Source organism: Ruegeria sp. CDSB086, from assembly GCF_059611065.1.
Map to the genome: position 1 here is coordinate 209611 of NZ_JBXWOV010000008.1, position 15245 is coordinate 224855.

At 54.6% G+C, this 15245-nt stretch carries 12 protein-coding genes and 2 pseudogenes; 4 read left to right on the forward strand and 10 right to left on the reverse strand.

Annotated elements, in window-relative coordinates; translation table 11 throughout:
• Nucleotides 1–428 precede the first annotated feature (428 nt).
• Nucleotides 429–1982, forward strand: a complete 1554-nt coding sequence (locus AC2FIO_RS17540) for a class I adenylate-forming enzyme family protein (RefSeq protein WP_496699258.1) — start codon at nt 429–431, stop codon at nt 1980–1982.
• A gap of 247 nt (nt 1983–2229) precedes the next feature.
• Nucleotides 2230–3417, forward strand: a complete 1188-nt coding sequence (locus AC2FIO_RS17545; protein WP_496699260.1) for a YbfB/YjiJ family MFS transporter — start codon at nt 2230–2232, stop codon at nt 3415–3417.
• A 99-nt stretch (nt 3418–3516) separates the two neighbouring features.
• Here AC2FIO_RS17545 and AC2FIO_RS17550 read toward each other — a convergent pair whose 3' ends face one another.
• The 3 genes from AC2FIO_RS17550 to AC2FIO_RS17560 form a co-directional block, all read right to left on the reverse strand.
• Nucleotides 3517–5229: an NAD-dependent malic enzyme gene (locus AC2FIO_RS17550; RefSeq protein ID WP_496699262.1), complete on the reverse strand. Its 1713-nt coding sequence runs from the start codon at nt 5227–5229 to the stop codon at nt 3517–3519.
• Nucleotides 5230–5575: 346 nt separating this feature from the next.
• Nucleotides 5576–5755: a hypothetical protein gene (locus AC2FIO_RS17555; RefSeq protein ID WP_496699264.1), complete on the reverse strand. Its 180-nt coding sequence runs from the start codon at nt 5753–5755 to the stop codon at nt 5576–5578.
• Entirely contained in the window at nt 5752–5958 is a 207-nt protein-coding gene (locus AC2FIO_RS17560) for a hypothetical protein (protein WP_496699266.1), read from the reverse strand. Before AC2FIO_RS17560 ends, AC2FIO_RS17555 begins: the two co-directional genes overlap by 4 nt.
• Nucleotides 5959–5972: 14 nt before the next feature.
• On the opposite strand from AC2FIO_RS17560, the pseudogene AC2FIO_RS17565 reads away from it, so the two are divergent.
• Nucleotides 5973–6106: pseudogene (locus tag AC2FIO_RS17565) on the forward strand (IS6 family transposase); the annotation flags it as partial.
• On the opposite strand, the pseudogene AC2FIO_RS17570 reads toward AC2FIO_RS17565, so the two are convergent.
• From AC2FIO_RS17570 to AC2FIO_RS17600, 7 genes and pseudogenes are all read right to left on the reverse strand, one after another.
• Nucleotides 6103–6189 (reverse strand): annotated as a pseudogene (locus AC2FIO_RS17570) (IS6 family transposase); the annotation flags it as partial. The pseudogenes AC2FIO_RS17565 and AC2FIO_RS17570 overlap by 4 nt on opposite strands.
• 268 nt (nt 6190–6457) lie before the next feature.
• Nucleotides 6458–6952, reverse strand: a complete 495-nt coding sequence (locus tag AC2FIO_RS17575; RefSeq protein ID WP_496699268.1) for a hypothetical protein — start codon at nt 6950–6952, stop codon at nt 6458–6460.
• Between the two features lie 63 nt (nt 6953–7015).
• Nucleotides 7016–9415 (reverse strand): trimethylamine N-oxide demethylase, encoded by a 2400-nt coding sequence (locus tag AC2FIO_RS17580; protein WP_496699270.1) that lies wholly within the window; start codon nt 9413–9415, stop codon nt 7016–7018.
• Entirely contained in the window at nt 9412–9783 is a 372-nt protein-coding gene (locus tag AC2FIO_RS17585; protein WP_282121446.1) for a cupin domain-containing protein, read from the reverse strand. Before AC2FIO_RS17585 ends, AC2FIO_RS17580 begins: the two co-directional genes overlap by 4 nt.
• Nucleotide 9784: 1 nt before the next feature.
• Nucleotides 9785–11767, reverse strand: coding sequence for an ABC transporter permease (locus AC2FIO_RS17590; protein WP_496699272.1), 1983 nt, complete (start codon nt 11765–11767; stop codon nt 9785–9787).
• A complete protein-coding gene (locus tag AC2FIO_RS17595; protein WP_058277106.1) occupies nt 11767–12795 on the reverse strand; it encodes a quaternary amine ABC transporter ATP-binding protein in 1029 nt (342 codons plus the stop codon). Before AC2FIO_RS17595 ends, AC2FIO_RS17590 begins: the two co-directional genes overlap by 1 nt.
• An 82-nt stretch (nt 12796–12877) precedes the next feature.
• The gene (locus tag AC2FIO_RS17600) at nt 12878–13831 is read right to left on the reverse strand and encodes an ABC transporter substrate-binding protein (RefSeq protein ID WP_058277107.1); all 954 of its coding nucleotides are present in this window, start codon (nt 13829–13831) and stop codon (nt 12878–12880) included.
• A gap of 192 nt (nt 13832–14023) precedes the next feature.
• On the opposite strand from AC2FIO_RS17600, the gene AC2FIO_RS17605 reads away from it, so the two are divergent.
• A complete protein-coding gene (locus AC2FIO_RS17605; protein WP_496699274.1) occupies nt 14024–15004 on the forward strand; it encodes a LysR substrate-binding domain-containing protein in 981 nt (326 codons plus the stop codon).
• Nucleotides 15005–15245 lie beyond the last annotated feature (241 nt).

Sequence of the window (15245 nt, forward strand, 5' to 3'; positions counted from 1 at the left end):
ACTCCAATACAATTTATCCAAAAGAACTGGGCACATCCTATTCACGAAAGCCGGATTCGCAAAACCAAGGGAGTTTCGCTTGGCTCTGTCACGGAGAAGCTGGAAGCCGAAATCTGTTTTGAACTAGTGAGTGCTGTCTGTGTCAAAACTCTAGTATCGGTCTGTGCGGCCACCCAATCGAATGACATCGCGCGATCAAATCAACAGAAAAGATCCTGAGCCTGAATGGGCCTTTACATCAACTCGAACCACAGATTGGACAAATTTACTCTCTGTTGGCGTTTCTGCGCTTCCTATTGGAAGTGGACAACAATGCAGTATGCTCGATCCACCGAACAACCAATTGTGTGTTTGGTATCCGCTCGTTGGGTGTCCACTGAAGATAGTTGAGGGCACCCTCGGACGCGGGTCCATTTGGAGAGAAATGCATGCCGGTAACCGGGCCGCCGCTGGCCGCTCCTGCGGATTTAACGAACCTTTTTCGGCGGGGATTGTCGACGGATCCCAAATCGATTGCTCTTTACGCGTTGGACGGGGCTTTGACCTGGCAGGAGCTGGATACCGCCTGTACACGGCTGGCGCTTCGATATCTGAGCCTGGGGCTTAATCCGGGGGACCGAATTGCTTCGATTATGCCGAACCGGGCGGTGTTGGTGATCCATTATCTGGCCTGCATGCGGGCCGGTTTGGTGGCGATGCCGCTGAACTATCGCTACACGGCTGCGGATATCGACTATGCGCTGCGGTTGGCGACGCCGGCGGCGCTGTTGGTGCATGGCGAACGCGCCAGGGATGTGGCCGCAGTGCCAGGCATAGGGCGACTGCCATTGGGGTTGATATCCTATGCAGGCGAAGTGGACGGGGCGCTCGCCTTGAAGGACCTGATGGACGGTGCGACTGAGGGGACATTGCCGACGATAGGGGCGGACGCCCCGGCGTTTATATTTTTTACTTCCGGGACCACAGGCAAGCCGAAAGGCGTGACGCATAGCCATGCCAGCATGGGAGCTATGGTGGCAAGCAATGCTCAGGGGTTGGGACCCGGTGATGTGGTGCTTCCGGCGTCGTGGATTTCCCATACAGCCGGGTTGCGGCTGACGTTTGCAGGGCTTTGGGCCGGTGCCAGAACGAACGTAGTGCGGCAGTTTTCGCCCAATGAGCTCCTAGGGCTCCTGCGACAGACAAAGCCGACAGTGGCTCAGATATTGCCCGCGCCATTGGCTGCATTGGTAACGGGGCACGGTGCAGTGCGCGAAGACTTTGGTTCATTAAGAACGATGATGGCAGGTGGCGACAAACCCTCGCAGACACTGGTCGACGCCTTTGGCGCGTTGGCGGGTGTGCCGATCGGGGCGTTTTATGGAATGACTGAAATGGGGACGTCACATTCGAACACACATGGAGGAGTAGAGAAAGTCGGTTCCATTGGATTGAACAATCCAGGCTATGTCTCGGCGCTTCGTGATGAGGCCGGGTTGGAGGTGCCCGTGGGAGTGGACGGCCGGCACTGGGTCAAGAGCCCGACGATGATGACGGGGTATTGGGACGACCCGGGTGCGACAGCGGCAGCGTTTCGGGATGGCTGGCTCGATACAGGCGATTTGATGCGACGGGATGAGGATGACTATTTCTGGTTCCGGGGGCGGCAAAAACAGATCATCGTGCATGACGGCTCGAACATCAGCCCGGCGGAGGTTGAAGATGTCCTGACAGCGCACCCCGCCGTTGCAGCGGCGGTGGTGGTTGGGGTGCGAGATGAGATGCACGGTGAAGATGTTTGGGGGTTTGTGAGCTTGGTCGAAGGGGCGAAACCGGTGCGCCCCGGAGATATCATCGACTTCGCGCGGAAACAGATCGGATACAAGGCGCCGGATGTGGTTCGGATCGTTAGTGCATTGCCGCTGACCATGGGAGGCAAGTTGGACCGGATGGCGTTGAAGCGGATGGCGGCGAAAGAAAGCGGTGCCGCGCATATACTGTGATACCGTGGACGATCAGGTCGCAGATGCGAAATGCTGACCTGAGATAAGAAGCGGTGACGATGGGCAACGGAACTGAGGATCTCATTCCCTCAGCGCGAAATGCGGCATTGGAAGTCGAACCGCAACTTGTTGTAAATAGGCACTCTTAAGCTGCTCAAGCCCTACCGAAAGTATCCGCGCCCGAACAGTTAGGATTGCACGGTCAGGTGCCTTGAGGCACGGTGTGGTTCAACCTGGAAGGATGTTCATGGCCGCCGCAAAACCTACCAACCCGTGGCTCATTTTGCTGGGCCTTGCGCTTGGTGTCAGCATATCCAACGCTTTTGGTCGCTTTGCATACGGACTAATCCTGCCATCAATGAAAAGTAGCCTTGGCTGGAGCCTCACTCAATCCGGGTGGCTCAATACGGCCAATTCGATTGGCTACATAGTGGGTTCGATTCTAACGCTTTTACTGATCCGGCATTTTTCTCCGTCGCGATTATTTGCAAGCGGAACTGTGGCGACCGCACTGTGCCTTTTGGCGACCGGGTTTGATGAGAGCCTCGTGTTTCAAACTGCTTGTCGTACTTTGGTTGGGTTGTTTGGTGCTCTTTCCTTTGTGTCCGGCGGCGTACTGGCAGCATCGCTGTTCCAAACCAGCGCCCGAAAGAATGCATTGGCCATCGCCTTATACTTTGGCGGTGGCGGTGGATTTGGTATCGCATTATGTGGCGCGATCCTTCCGAGTATGTTGGACGTATTCGGACCACAATATTGGGACTGGGCGTGGATCGGGGTCGGGTTGGCAGCCCTGGTCATTTGCCCATTTTCGGTTTGGGCTTCCACAAAATTGAACGAAACCGAGCATGACGCCGCACTGCCTTCCATCCCACCGGTGCGCAGAATGCTTGGCGAACTCGGCGGGTATGCGCTGTTTGGATTGGGTTACATTGTGTACGTCACTTTTATCTCGGTCTGGATGAAGGAGCAGCACTCCAGCGTCCTTTTGACCACCGCAACATGGATGGTTCTTGGGGTCAGTATTATGGCGTCTCCTTTTGTTTGGCGCGGGGTCTTGGCCCGCTTTCCATCCGGAACGCCGTTGGCGCTAATCCTTACCGGGGTCGCATTTGGATCAGCCCTGCCAATCCTGGTTCCATCTGGATATGGATTAATTTTGTCGGCACTGGTGTTCGGGCTATCGGTCTTTATGCCACCCACTGCGGTCACCAGCTTTGTCCGCCAGAACGTGGATCAGCAGGATTGGGGTGCAACCATAAGCTTTTTTACAGTTGTTTTCGCCATTTCACAGACACTAGGACCAATCGGGGCTGGTATCATTGGCGACTTGACCGGAGAAATTGGAGATAGCCTTGTGGTGGCTTCTGCGGTCCTGCTGGTGGGTGCCCTTTGTGCTGCGATGCAAAAGCCGCTCAGGCGTAAGGTGGCGTAGCCGTCGTATTCAGAACCATACTGATTCATTCTCTATTTGGACGCGGTGGGTTCTGAATGTGCAATGTAAGACCTAGCGGTCACTCCAGCCTGATCTGCTTTAGGCAATCCCCTCATAATGCGGGGTCCAGAACTTCGCATCTATTGCCGCTTTCAAGTCATCCCCCGTGGATTTAGGCGCAACCCCATCCAACTGCGCCTGTTGCCCAACGGCAAATGCGATAGCTTTGCTGACCTCGCGGATGTCCCCCACATCGGGCAGCAAGCTGGCTGTGCGATCGGACTTCGCAGGTGACAACGTGGCGAGAGCCTCGGCGGCGGCCATGAACATTCCGTCAGTGACGCGACGCGCGCCTGCGGCCAGCACACCCAACCCCATGCCTGGGAAAATGTAGGAGTTGTTACACTGTGCGACATGGTGCGTCTTGCCGTTGTAGACAACAGGATCAAACGGGCTTCCGGTGGCGACCAATGCATGACCATCTGACCAGCGGATAATATCCGCAGGCACGGCCTCAATTCGCGATGTCGGGTTCGACAGCGGCAATACGACAGGATGTTCTGTGTGAGCCGCCATCGCCCGAATGATCTCTTCAGAGAACAAGCCTGCCTGACCGCTGACACCCACCAATATGTTGGGTTCGGCCTGGTTAATCACGTCCAACAGAGAAATTTCACCATCGGACCAGCTCCCTACTTTGTTGAGGGGTTGGACAATTTGCGTTTGGAACGGCAGAAGGTCTTTCATCGCATCGGTTAACAACCCGTTCCGGTCCACCATGTAGATGCGTTCGCGTGCCTCGGTTTCGGGTAATCCTTGGCGAACCATGAGTTGAACCAGTTGCTCAGCGATACCCACTCCCGCTGATCCCGCTCCAAGAAACGCGATGGTAGCGTCCTTTAGCGGAATGCCGGTGACATTTGAGGCAGCCAGCAACGTACCCGCCGTTACCGCCGCCGTACCCTGAATATCATCATTGAATGTACAGAGCTGATCGCGATACCGCGCAAGCAGGGGTGCCGCATGTTGCTGAGCAAAATCTTCGAATTGCAGCAACACATCCGGCCACTTACGCTTTACCGCCTGTACAAAAAGATCGACAAAGTCAAAGTACTCATCGCCGCTGACGCGTTCATTCCGCCATCCGATATACAGGGGATCTTCCAGCCGTTCTTTATTGTTGGTGCCGACGTCCAGTACCACCGGGAGCGTTACAGACGGGCTTATTCCGCCCGCAGCGGTATAAAGCGAGAGCTTTCCGATCGGAATTCCCATGCCGCCCGCGCCTTGATCGCCCAAACCCAAAATCCGCTCTCCATCGGTGACGACTATGGCCTCAACTGAGGGTAGGACGGCATTCTCAAGTATGTCATCGATCCGGTCACGCTCGGGGTAGGAAATGATCAATCCGCGTGGGTGATCGTAGATCTCACTGAACTTCTTGCATGCGTCACCCACGACGGGTGTGTAAATTATCGGCATCATCTCTGATAGATGTCGCACCAATAGAGCGTAAAACAGAACTTCGTTGTCATCCTGCAGGCCACGCAGATAGACATGCTTATCCAGCGACGTCTCTTCACGTTCAAAGGCGGCATAGACGCGGTCAACCTGGGTTTCGAGCGTTTCGATGTGTGGTGGAAGAAGACCCAATAATCCAAACTTTTCTCGTTCGTTTAGAGAAAAGGCAGTACCTTTGTTCAGGAGCGGGTTTGTCACAAAGTGCAAATTTGCAGGATCAGTATTGGCCATAGGATGCCCTTTCGGATCGGCACGCACAGGTTGCACGCATCTGTCTGGTAAGGTCAGCATTATACGACAAAAAATGCAACGAGCTTGCGACTGGAACTTTTCGCATTGAGCCAACACACTCGCGCGCAATGGCGTGCCCGAGTAATTCGCGGCCCAGAACCGCCATTCGTCTCAGTTGCTCACGCTGCATTGCAGATTCCCCGAAGCGGACTTTGGCCGGGAATCTCATCCAACAGATAGGTCGCAAGCAGTTCGGAGTACTGCCAGGCTCTGGAGCCAGGGATAGTCAAAAGAGCCGTGTCCCAAATACGAAAATGTTAATCGGTCTGCCGCTTCCATTGTGCCCGCACTCGATACTGCGGAACGATGGACACCCACAATCAATTTGCACGGAAGATGCTAACCTTTAGGCTTTTTCCAACCGTTGCATTGACCAGCTAAGGACCCCGCCCACCCAGATAAATCCGAGCAAAACACCAAGATAGACATTCATTGTTCCACCCGGTGCAACGAACCCTGAATGCCCGAAAATCGTGATGGTTTCGATGGCCTGTTCAACACCAAACACTATACTGAACCAGGTCAACCAGGGTGGAACAATTTTGTTCTCACCAAATCCCAGCACGGCAATTGCGCTGCCCCTTCTGACAGGCCGCTTGGATCATAAGCCAGGCCAGCCCAAGTCCACGCCTGAACTTTTGCCGTCAGAGTGAAACCAAAGACGCCGGCAATAAAAACATAGCGATGAGGCACAGGAAGAAGGGCTGAGAACTGACCAGCAAAAATCATCAGACCGAGAGAGGCAAATGTTGGAGACCAATGCGTTGCCGAAGAAGATTGTGATCGACAAAAACGGTGCCAACATTGCGAGCCTCAAGGCTACCAACAAATGCTGAAGAGCTTCGGTTGGCCGACACCAATAGAGATGGTGAGCCGTTTGATGAAAGGGTGATCTTGCTCAATGATGCTATTCATGGATTTCCGCCTGACCATATCAATCAGGATCGGGTAGCCGAAACTGAGTGCCGGAGGTGGAGGAACACCGCTTGCAGGATCACTTCTTTTGGAAAATGCGCACCTTTGAATGAGATTGCCGCGGCTAGCTTCCGTCTATATCCGTAACGCCTTTTACACGATGGCCTCACCTCAGTCAGAAGGTAAAAAGTTTGCGACAAAGTCATTAAAGATCACGGTTCCTGACGCCGGACAGAACCCTTTTCACATTCAAGTTGGTTGTAGCAAACGCAGTTTTCAACGATCCCAATGGAAATGACGTCAAACAGTCGTCTCAGTTGTTGTGCTCGACGCTCAGGAAAACCAGTGTGCGCTTCTCTTGGCTCTTGTCTTTAATGGCAACCCGATAGACACGGATTCCGGCGTCCAATTCTCTAAGCTTATAGCTGTCGGGATGATTGACATGCGGATCGTTTGGAGCAGGAGTACCGTCTCGACAATGGGTTATTTCAGCCCATGTGTCGTCAAAGTAGCTTGCGGCCTCATCGCTTCTAAACTGAAATTCCCAATAGCACGAAACGCCGCGGGAATTACCTAAACCATCGAATGCCAGACATACCGACCCAAATGGCGCAACCCCGGTGTCATTAAAGCTCTCAAGTGCAGAGATTCGTGCGCATCCGGCAGCCAGTCCAATGGTCGGATGAACGAGTATAACCGTTAAAAGTGAAAGCCAAAAACACAACGAGACGCTATTGCGAGGTTCGATATCGGATGCTGGAGCGGGGCAGACAAAACTCTTGCTGTCGCGCAGTTTTGCGAAGGTCATTCTTCGCATACGATGCACCCTGACGGGAGACTCTCTGTGACCAACAGTTTTGTTAAGGAGTCGTCATTCTGCTGCATCAGGAACATCAACAATTGAATAGTTGCCCTTTACGCGTTCCTTTGTCGGGTCAAAATGAGGGAAAGGCACTATTTTGGCTTTCAGACGCTTTTGTTGGCCGTCCAGTTGCCCGATTTCAATGTCAGCTCCGACGACGGCATGAGTGACCGAAACCCGGCCTAACGCAATAACCTTGCCCAGAACGGGTGATTTCATCGCGCTGGTAATCTCTCCAACCTGCGCCTTTCCTAAACGCACACAGTCGCCGGGCGAGGGGACCGTGCCGCCCTCAATCTCGAAACCGACCAGTTTGCGATGAGGATGGGTCTTGCGTTCTTCAATCGCTGCCCGCCCGATAAAATCGTCGGGCTTTGACTTCAGTGGAACGGTGAAGCCGATGCCTGCCTCGAAGGGATCGGTTTGATCGTCGAATTCGGACCCGGCAAAAATCAAGCCACCTTCGATCCGCACCATATCCAGTGCCGCAAGTCCAAGCGGAGCTATGCCATATTCCTGGCCAACCTCCCAGACGCGATCAAAGATCTCGACGGCATCTTTGGGATGGCAGAAGATTTCATATCCCAGCTCACCTGAATACCCGGTCCGAGAAATTACGACAGATGTCCCCTGCACATCACCAACCCGAGCCACGGTAAGCCGGAACCATGGCAGTTCTTCGATCGTCGGTTGCTGAGGCGGTGTCCAAAAGATCTTGGAAAGGATGTCGCGACTGTACCGCCCTTGAACCGCAATGTTGTGCAATTGATCAGTCGAATTGCGCACCCAGACATTCATATTGCGTTTGAGGGCCTGTTCCTGCAGCCACAATCCGCTCGTGTCATTCCCGCCAATCCAGCGAAAGTTTGTTTCACCCAATCGATAAACCGTACCATCGTCGATCATACCGCCGTGTTCATAGCACATCGCGGTATACACGACCTGACCAACGCTTAGCTTTTTCATGTTGCGGGTTACGCAAAGCTGCAACAGCTCTTCTGCATCGGGTCCGACAACTTCGTATTTCCGCAAAGGGCTGAGGTCCATAACCGCAACCTTGTCGCGGCAGGCCCAGTATTCGGCAATCGCGCCGTGATTGGTCATCGTGTTGGGCAGCCAATAGCCGTTATATTCGACGAAATCACGGGTGTGCCGTGCAAAGCAGTCGTGAAATGCAGTTTTCTTGGTTTCTTCCACATCCGCCTCCGCAGATTTTCTATAGCCGTAGGATCTTTTGAAATCCTCGGTCGCCTTGTAGGTTCGCACCTGAATATCGGTTGGATTCCAGCCATTTGCTGGATCAATGTCGCAGGGACAGCCGGTGCTGACGCAGACCAGATCGGTCAGCGCGCGCAACAAGACGAAGTCACCGGGGCGCGACCAGGGGTCGTCCATGCCAATGGCGTTGGTGTCGTCCAGCATCGTGTTGAAAAAGAAGTTGATTGCAGGCCAACCACCACGTGATTTGATGCCATACTGATCCAAGTCTTTATTGATATTGTCCGAGCAATTCACGTGGCCGGGGTAACCGAGATCTTCATAATACCGCGCCGTACAGGCAAGGCCAAACGTGTCATGGCGTCCGCACGTATCCTGAACGATCTCTATCAGCGGTTCCTGATCAACTGACCAATACTTCGAAAAAATCCCCGGTTTCGGATACAAGCTGCCCATCAGGCTACGCGTTGTTGTGGGATCAATCTCGCGTTCGATCCCCTGATCCAGTGCCCGTTGGCTGAAGGCCTGAAAATCCGAGCACTCACGCCCGCGAACATCGACAATCTGAATGAACTCACCGGCCCTGACCTCGTACGAGTGGGCATTGCCCGGCTGAATATTGAAGTCCCTGAGCGGATTGGCCAGCGGTTCGGGTGGTCCCACATCGGGTTTTTCCAAACCGGGTGCAGAGCGCTGAATGTACAGGATGATATCCGTGGGAGGGTTGTTATCTTCGGGGCGCATCGCCTTGCCGGGTGCAGCCACGATCAGAAGGCCATCACATTCGGCGACGAAATGCACCATGTCACCGGGGCGCGACCCGTCGGTAAACGCCCGAACCGCGTCACCTACTCCGATGTCAAATCCGGCAACTTCCAGAGCGCGCAGCACTTTCTTGCCAGACGGCGATCCATTTGCCAGCGTCGCAATCAAACCATCCGGACGTCCATGTCCCAAAGCACCCAGCATGGCCGCATCAGAACTCCGGTCAGGGGCAAAGAAGACCATCTCGGCCTGTTGCATCCCGTCGCGGTCCAACAAGGTTATCGTATCACCTTTGGAAATCGGAACAGCGCGCGACCCCATTCCTGGGACCGGGTGGCGTTCCGTTCCATGCGGCAGGATCGGAAGGCCGGGGGCCAGAACTCCGCTGCGTTCGAACGGAACTTCGAATACCGGCTTCACATTCATAGTGCATCTTCCTGAATGATCTCGGTTGCACCGCGGTGGGTGACAACCAATAGGCATCCCGCCTCGGTTTGCGAATAGTGGCTGGACCCAGCAGCGAGGCTGACAAAGTCGCCGCTGCGATAGCAAAATCCATCGTGATCTGTCAGATCGCCTTCGAGGATGAAGAACTCTTCTGGTCCATGGTGGATATGCGGGCTTGAACGTGTGCCCGCTGCCATCTTCATCAGATAGCTGCCTTGCCCGGTTCCCTCATCAAAGCTGACATTCTTCCACCAAACTTGTTCGTCGGGTCGGCCTTCCATACGCATCCGGACAAACCCGGGATCGTCGAAACGGGTAACGGTGCGTGGGATTTGATGCTGTGCCATCTCAATCAAGCCCCAACCGTTTTTTTCGTTTTTCAGCCCAACTGCTGATCGCCATGTCAAAGGTCAGCGCCATCAGGGACACGTTCAGACCCAGCACAAAATTCTTACCCAGTTCGGTGCCCGCCAGTGTTCGCTGCAGTTCTTGTCCCAGATCTTGCGTACCGATGAAGGCGGCAATGATAACCATGAAAAAGGCGAACATGATTGCCTGATTAAACCCGACCGCCATTGTCGGCAGGGCCAGCGGGAATTGGACCGACATCAGCTTTTGCCGCCGGGTCGAGCCGGACATGTCTGCCGCCTCGGTCATTTCCGGCGGTACATTACTGAGGCCAATAATCGTGTACCGGATCAGCGGCACGGCGGCGAAGATCAGGATTGAGAACACAACTGCCACATCATTGACCCCAAACAGCATGATCGCGGGGATCAGGTAAATGAAGCTTGGGAAGGTTTGCGCGGTGTCGCAGGCCAGCAGGATGCTTTTGGACCAGCGGTTGGACCGCGCTGCAACAACGCCCAAGGGGATACCGATCATAGTCGCCAGCGCGACTGCTGAAATCACAGTATAAAGCGTGATGACCGACCGATCCCACCAGCCCGAGAAGGCGACAATCGTAAAGAAGATTGCGGCGTAGATGCCGGGCTTTCGGCCACCGACACAATAGGCAAAGGATACAACCAGCAGGATGAAAGCGGGAGTCGGAATGGCGAGTAGCGTATTCCGGAACGGGATCAAAACCTTGACGTTAAGGAACCAGCGCAGCCATTCGGTTGTGCCCTTGATCGCGTCTATGGCCAGGAACGACTTGATCACCACGTCGATTTCTTTGCCCTGGCTGAGATGCTGCTTGCGACCAACTTCAGCCAGGATCGGAAACACCTGGGCCAGCAGAGTAAATCCAACAAACAGACCCAGCGCGACCAGCGAAATCTGGTGCCGTTTCCACCATGGTGTCCCGCGTTCGAAGTGCACCGGCTGCTTGACGACCCAGGCCTTTGACATCCGATCCAACGTGACAGCCAGAAGGACGATGGTTACGCCAATCTCGAAAGAACGGCCCAGTTTGAAACTACCCATCATCGCCAGCAGTTTCGCGCCAAGACCGGGCATTCCGATAAAAGCGGTCAGAACAACCATCGCAAGACACAGCATGATCACCTGATTGACGCCGACCAGAACCTCGGTCCGCGCGGCTGGAACGTAGACGTGGCGCAACATCTGCCAGCGTGTGCAGCCAGACATCTGGCCTGCTTCGATCACTTCCGGGCTGACCTTTTTCAGGCCCAGAGTGGTCATCAGGATCATCGGTGGGATGGCAAAGGTAATTGTTGCGACGGCCCCAGCTGTCGGTCCGACCTTAAAGAAGATCACTGCTGGCAAGAGATACGTAAAGAAGGGCAGGGTTTGCAGTACGGACAGGATGGGTTTCAGCAACCGCTCGAACCAGCCGTATTTCCAGGCCGCGATGCCTAGTACCAGACCCAGCAAGAAAGCCAATGGTGCCGCAACCACGATGACGGACATCGTCTGCATGGCGATTTTCCACTGTCCGATTGCCGCGGTCCAGATGAAGGTGCCCGCGCCCAAGGCAGCCAAACGCCATCCACCAACGGCATAGCCGACGACGGCTGCCACTGCGGCAATCGCGGACCATGGGATCGGGCCCAGATAGGGCCAGCGACGCTTGCCCTCCAATAGGTTCGCCGAGGTATCCAGCAGAAACTCAAGCGGGCCTTCTGCAATAAAGCGGGTGACATAGATCAGACCGAGATCGTTTTGAATGAAGTTGAATATCGCGTCCAAAACCTGTGCCGTTGGCGGGATTGCAGCCTCAGGAATGCGATTCAGCCACTCGGGCAGAATGCCAATTGCCTTAGCCAGGATCAGTGCAATAGCGGTGACCAGCAGCGCGGTTAGGACTTTGGTTTGCCCCCACGGGCCGTCCCTTGTGTCCGATATGTCGGTGGACAGCGTCGCCATCATTCCGCCCCAAGCAGAACATTCAACGCGGTGTCACGTTCCAGAACCCCGGTGACAACGCCTTTGTCATTCGCGACCGGCAATAGGATGCGCTTGTCATTTACCAGTACCCGCGCCAATTCGTGAATAGTCGAGCCGCCATTGATCGGCGCGCCCTCCAAAGCATGACCATTCACAGGCTTTGCAAGCCCCTTCGCATGTACGACCCGGGCCTTGTCGACATCTTCGGTAAATTTGGCCACATACTCGGTGGCAGGGTTCATCACGATCTGATCGGGGGTGTCACACTGTTCGACCGCGCCGTTGCGCATGATGGCAATCCGATCGGCCAGACGCAGCGCCTCATCGAAGTCATGCGTGATGAAGACGATGGTTTTGCCCAGCATTTCTTGCAGACGGAGGAATTCATCCTGCATTTCACGGCGGATCAACGGATCCAGCGCCGAGAAGGGCTCATCCAGAAACCAGATATCCGGCTCAATCGCCAGTGATCGGGCGATACCGACCCTTTGCTGTTGACCGCCGCTGAGTTCACGCGGGAAATATTCTTCCCGACCTTCAAGGCCCACCAATTTGATGACCTCCAGTGCGCGTTCGCGCCGGTCGTAGCGATCTTGCCCGCGCATTTCCAACGGGAAGGCGACGTTGTCCAATACCGTGCGATGTGGCAACAGACCGAAGGATTGGAACACCATCCCCATCTTGTTGCGGCGCAGCTCAATCAGCTCGCGTTCAGTCAGGCTCATGATGTCCTGACCGTCAACTTCAATCGTTCCGCCTGTAATATCGTGTAGGCGTGAAAAACACCGCACTAGCGTGGACTTGCCTGATCCTGACAGGCCCATAATGACCAGCATCTCGCCACGAGCGACCTCAATCGAGACGTCCTTGACACCGGCGATGTACCCATCCGCGCGGATCTCATCGAAACTGCGGCCAGCGGCCAGAGATTTCAGATAGCTCTCTGGCGAGGGCCCAAACAGTTTCCAGACGTTTTTGGCTGAGATGACAGGCGCTGAGGCGGACATGGCTGCCTTTCTTTCGTGTTGAGCGCGGCCTTGCATCGCTGAGATGTTCAAGGCCGCGCCAGTTTCGGTGGATGCAACCGGATTATGTACTGCAGGCACTGATCCAAGGATCAATGACGGCGCGGTTGGCGTCCAGCCATTCTTCGGCTGCCTCTTCCGGCTCAAGCTCATCAGTGTCGACCAGCTTCGCCATCTCAGCAATCTGCGGGTTGGTGAAAGAAATCTCGGTCAGGGCGCAATACGCGGCCGGCCACTTGTCTTTCATGCCATCCCAAGCCGCCTTTTTCAGGTAACCCTCGGCAGGGTTGCCACAATCATACAGCGCTTCCGGGTTGGGACCCTTGGCTGGATCCTTGTCGCACCCATCTTCCCATGCCGGGAATTCAACGAACTCACCTGGCCAAACAGCTTCGGCGAAGTTTGGCGTCCAGTTAAAGACCAAAACCGGCGTTTTGTCGGCCTCTGCCGCGCCAATCTCAGCCCAAAGGGCTGCGGCTGAACCCGCATTGATCACCGTAAAGTTCAGATCCAGTGCTTCGGCGCGTTCTTTACCATGCTTCAACCAGTCGACCGGCCCATCCAGATAACGGCCCTTGTCACCGGTTTCGGCTGTGGCGAACAGGTGCGCACAGTCGTTCAGTGCCTGCCAGTCAGGCAGGCCCGGGCAGGATTCCTTGGTCCACATCGGATACCACCAATCCTCGCGCGTGACCGCATCATGATCGCCCGCATCATGCAGACCACCTTTTTCCAGTGCCGCGCGGTAGGATGCACCAAAGGCACCTTCCCAGACTTCCATCTCCAGCGCGACATCGCCCAAACGTACCGATTCATAGACGGCCTGACTGTCGGTGGTGACATATTCTACGTTGTTGCCCATCTCTTCGAAGATCAGGCCTACAACGTTCGACATCACGATCTGGCTGGACCAGTTGTGAATGGGGATTACGATCGGGTCGCTGCTGTCTTCGGCAGCCGCGCCAGTTCCCGCTACTGCTGCCAAGGTTGCAGCAGAAAGTAGGTTTGTAAGTTTCATGTTTGCTCCCTGAGTGACATTCATTTTTGAGTTGAGGACTCTTCCGGCCCCGAATTCATGCATTCTGCCCAAGATCGTCTAATGTGCAGAACAGAAATTTGAGGGGCTTTGACCATAATTTCTTGAGGCTAATCCGACTTTTTGCTATCTTAACAGACAGTTGCCTGATCGAATGTTGCCAGATGCGGGCAAATGTTTTTGATCGCGCCGTCGTCCAGCTCGGGAAAAGGCCCCCAAATGCCAAAAAAAGCGCCAGTCACCGGGAAAGTCTTGCCGCCGCTAGACTATTTGTTGGCATTTGAAGCCGCTGCCAAGGCACAGAGTTTTGCGCAAGCCAGCAAGGTGCTGAACATCTCAGAGACCGCAATCAGCCGCAAAGTACGCTTGCTGGAACAGCACTATGACGTGCCCTTATTCGTAAGGGGTCATCGTTCTGTTTCCCTTACTCAACAGGGTGCCATCCTGTTGGCGACCGTGGAAAAATCACTGGACCTGATGCGGGATGTTAGCCGAGACATGCTGGCCAAGCATCAGGCAAATACGGTTTCGATCTCGGCGACCAATTCTGTTGCGTCTCTTTGGCTGATGCCGCAACTTCGCAAGTTCAACAAATCCAATGGCCGAATACGTATCTCTTTAGTGTCTTCTGACAGTGACGCAGAATGCCTGTCAGATTCTATGGACCTGACAATTCTGCGGGGGGATGGCGACTGGCCGGGGTACGAGGCAAAGCTTCTGTTCGGAGAAACCGTTTTTCCGGTTTGCAGCCCCGAGTACCTCAAAAGTAATCCCAATGCCGCGGATATTTCTGCGTTACCGGAACTTGACCTTATTGAGGTCACCAGCGCGCATGCAGAATGGATGACGTGGCGAGCGTGGTTCAGCGGCAATGGTGTATCAACATCATCAATGGAACAGGCAGTCGCGTTCAACACTTACCCATTGTCAGTACAGGCAGCGGTTGATGGATTGGGCATTGCGTTGGGCTGGGCCCATCTTGTTGACCCATTGCTTGAAAGCGGCGCTTTGGTCAGGCCAGTCCAGGGCGCATCGGTGCGAACTGAGTCGGGATATTACCTGCTGAAAAGGCCTTTCAACAGTGCTTTTCCAGAGCAGTTGATAGTCGAAGATTGGCTGCTGGGTCTTAGTGAAGGTCGGAAAAGATACGCCTGAATTGGGTTGTTGGTGGCTGGGCATTGATGGTGAGTTTGGCTGTGGGCTGTTTGGCAACTACAACTCGCGTATTGACCCAGGGGAATAATTATTTACTTTAAAGAAAAATAAACGAATCTGGGTTGGTGCGCTGCCGATCCGGCCAAGACGTTGTCAGACTTTTCCAACCGGGGGTTTTGCCCAATGAGCTATAAATCGGACATTGAAATTGCGCGCGAGGCGCAGAAGAAGCCTATTCAGG

Excerpts from the sequence above, each read along its gene's own strand:
- AC2FIO_RS17580 (WP_496699270.1), bottom strand. The coding sequence starts at position 9,415 with ATGAATGTGAAGCCGGTATTCGAAGTTCCGTTCGAACGCAGCGGAGTT.
- AC2FIO_RS17545 (WP_496699260.1), top strand. The coding sequence starts at position 2,230 with ATGGCCGCCGCAAAACCTACCAACCCGTGGCTCATTTTGCTGGGCCTT.
- AC2FIO_RS17590 (WP_496699272.1), bottom strand. The coding sequence starts at position 11,767 with ATGGCGACGCTGTCCACCGACATATCGGACACAAGGGACGGCCCGTGG.
- AC2FIO_RS17605 (WP_496699274.1), top strand. The coding sequence starts at position 14,024 with ATGTTTTTGATCGCGCCGTCGTCCAGCTCGGGAAAAGGCCCCCAAATG.
- AC2FIO_RS17550 (WP_496699262.1), bottom strand. The coding sequence starts at position 5,229 with ATGCTGACCTTACCAGACAGATGCGTGCAACCTGTGCGTGCCGATCCG.
- AC2FIO_RS17540 (WP_496699258.1), top strand. The coding sequence starts at position 429 with ATGCCGGTAACCGGGCCGCCGCTGGCCGCTCCTGCGGATTTAACGAAC.
- AC2FIO_RS17575 (WP_496699268.1), bottom strand. The coding sequence starts at position 6,952 with ATGACCTTCGCAAAACTGCGCGACAGCAAGAGTTTTGTCTGCCCCGCT.
- AC2FIO_RS17585 (WP_282121446.1), bottom strand. The coding sequence starts at position 9,783 with ATGGCACAGCATCAAATCCCACGCACCGTTACCCGTTTCGACGATCCC.
- AC2FIO_RS17600 (WP_058277107.1), bottom strand. The coding sequence starts at position 13,831 with ATGAAACTTACAAACCTACTTTCTGCTGCAACCTTGGCAGCAGTAGCG.
- AC2FIO_RS17595 (WP_058277106.1), bottom strand. The coding sequence starts at position 12,795 with ATGTCCGCCTCAGCGCCTGTCATCTCAGCCAAAAACGTCTGGAAACTG.
- AC2FIO_RS17560 (WP_496699266.1), bottom strand. The coding sequence starts at position 5,958 with ATGATTTTTGCTGGTCAGTTCTCAGCCCTTCTTCCTGTGCCTCATCGC.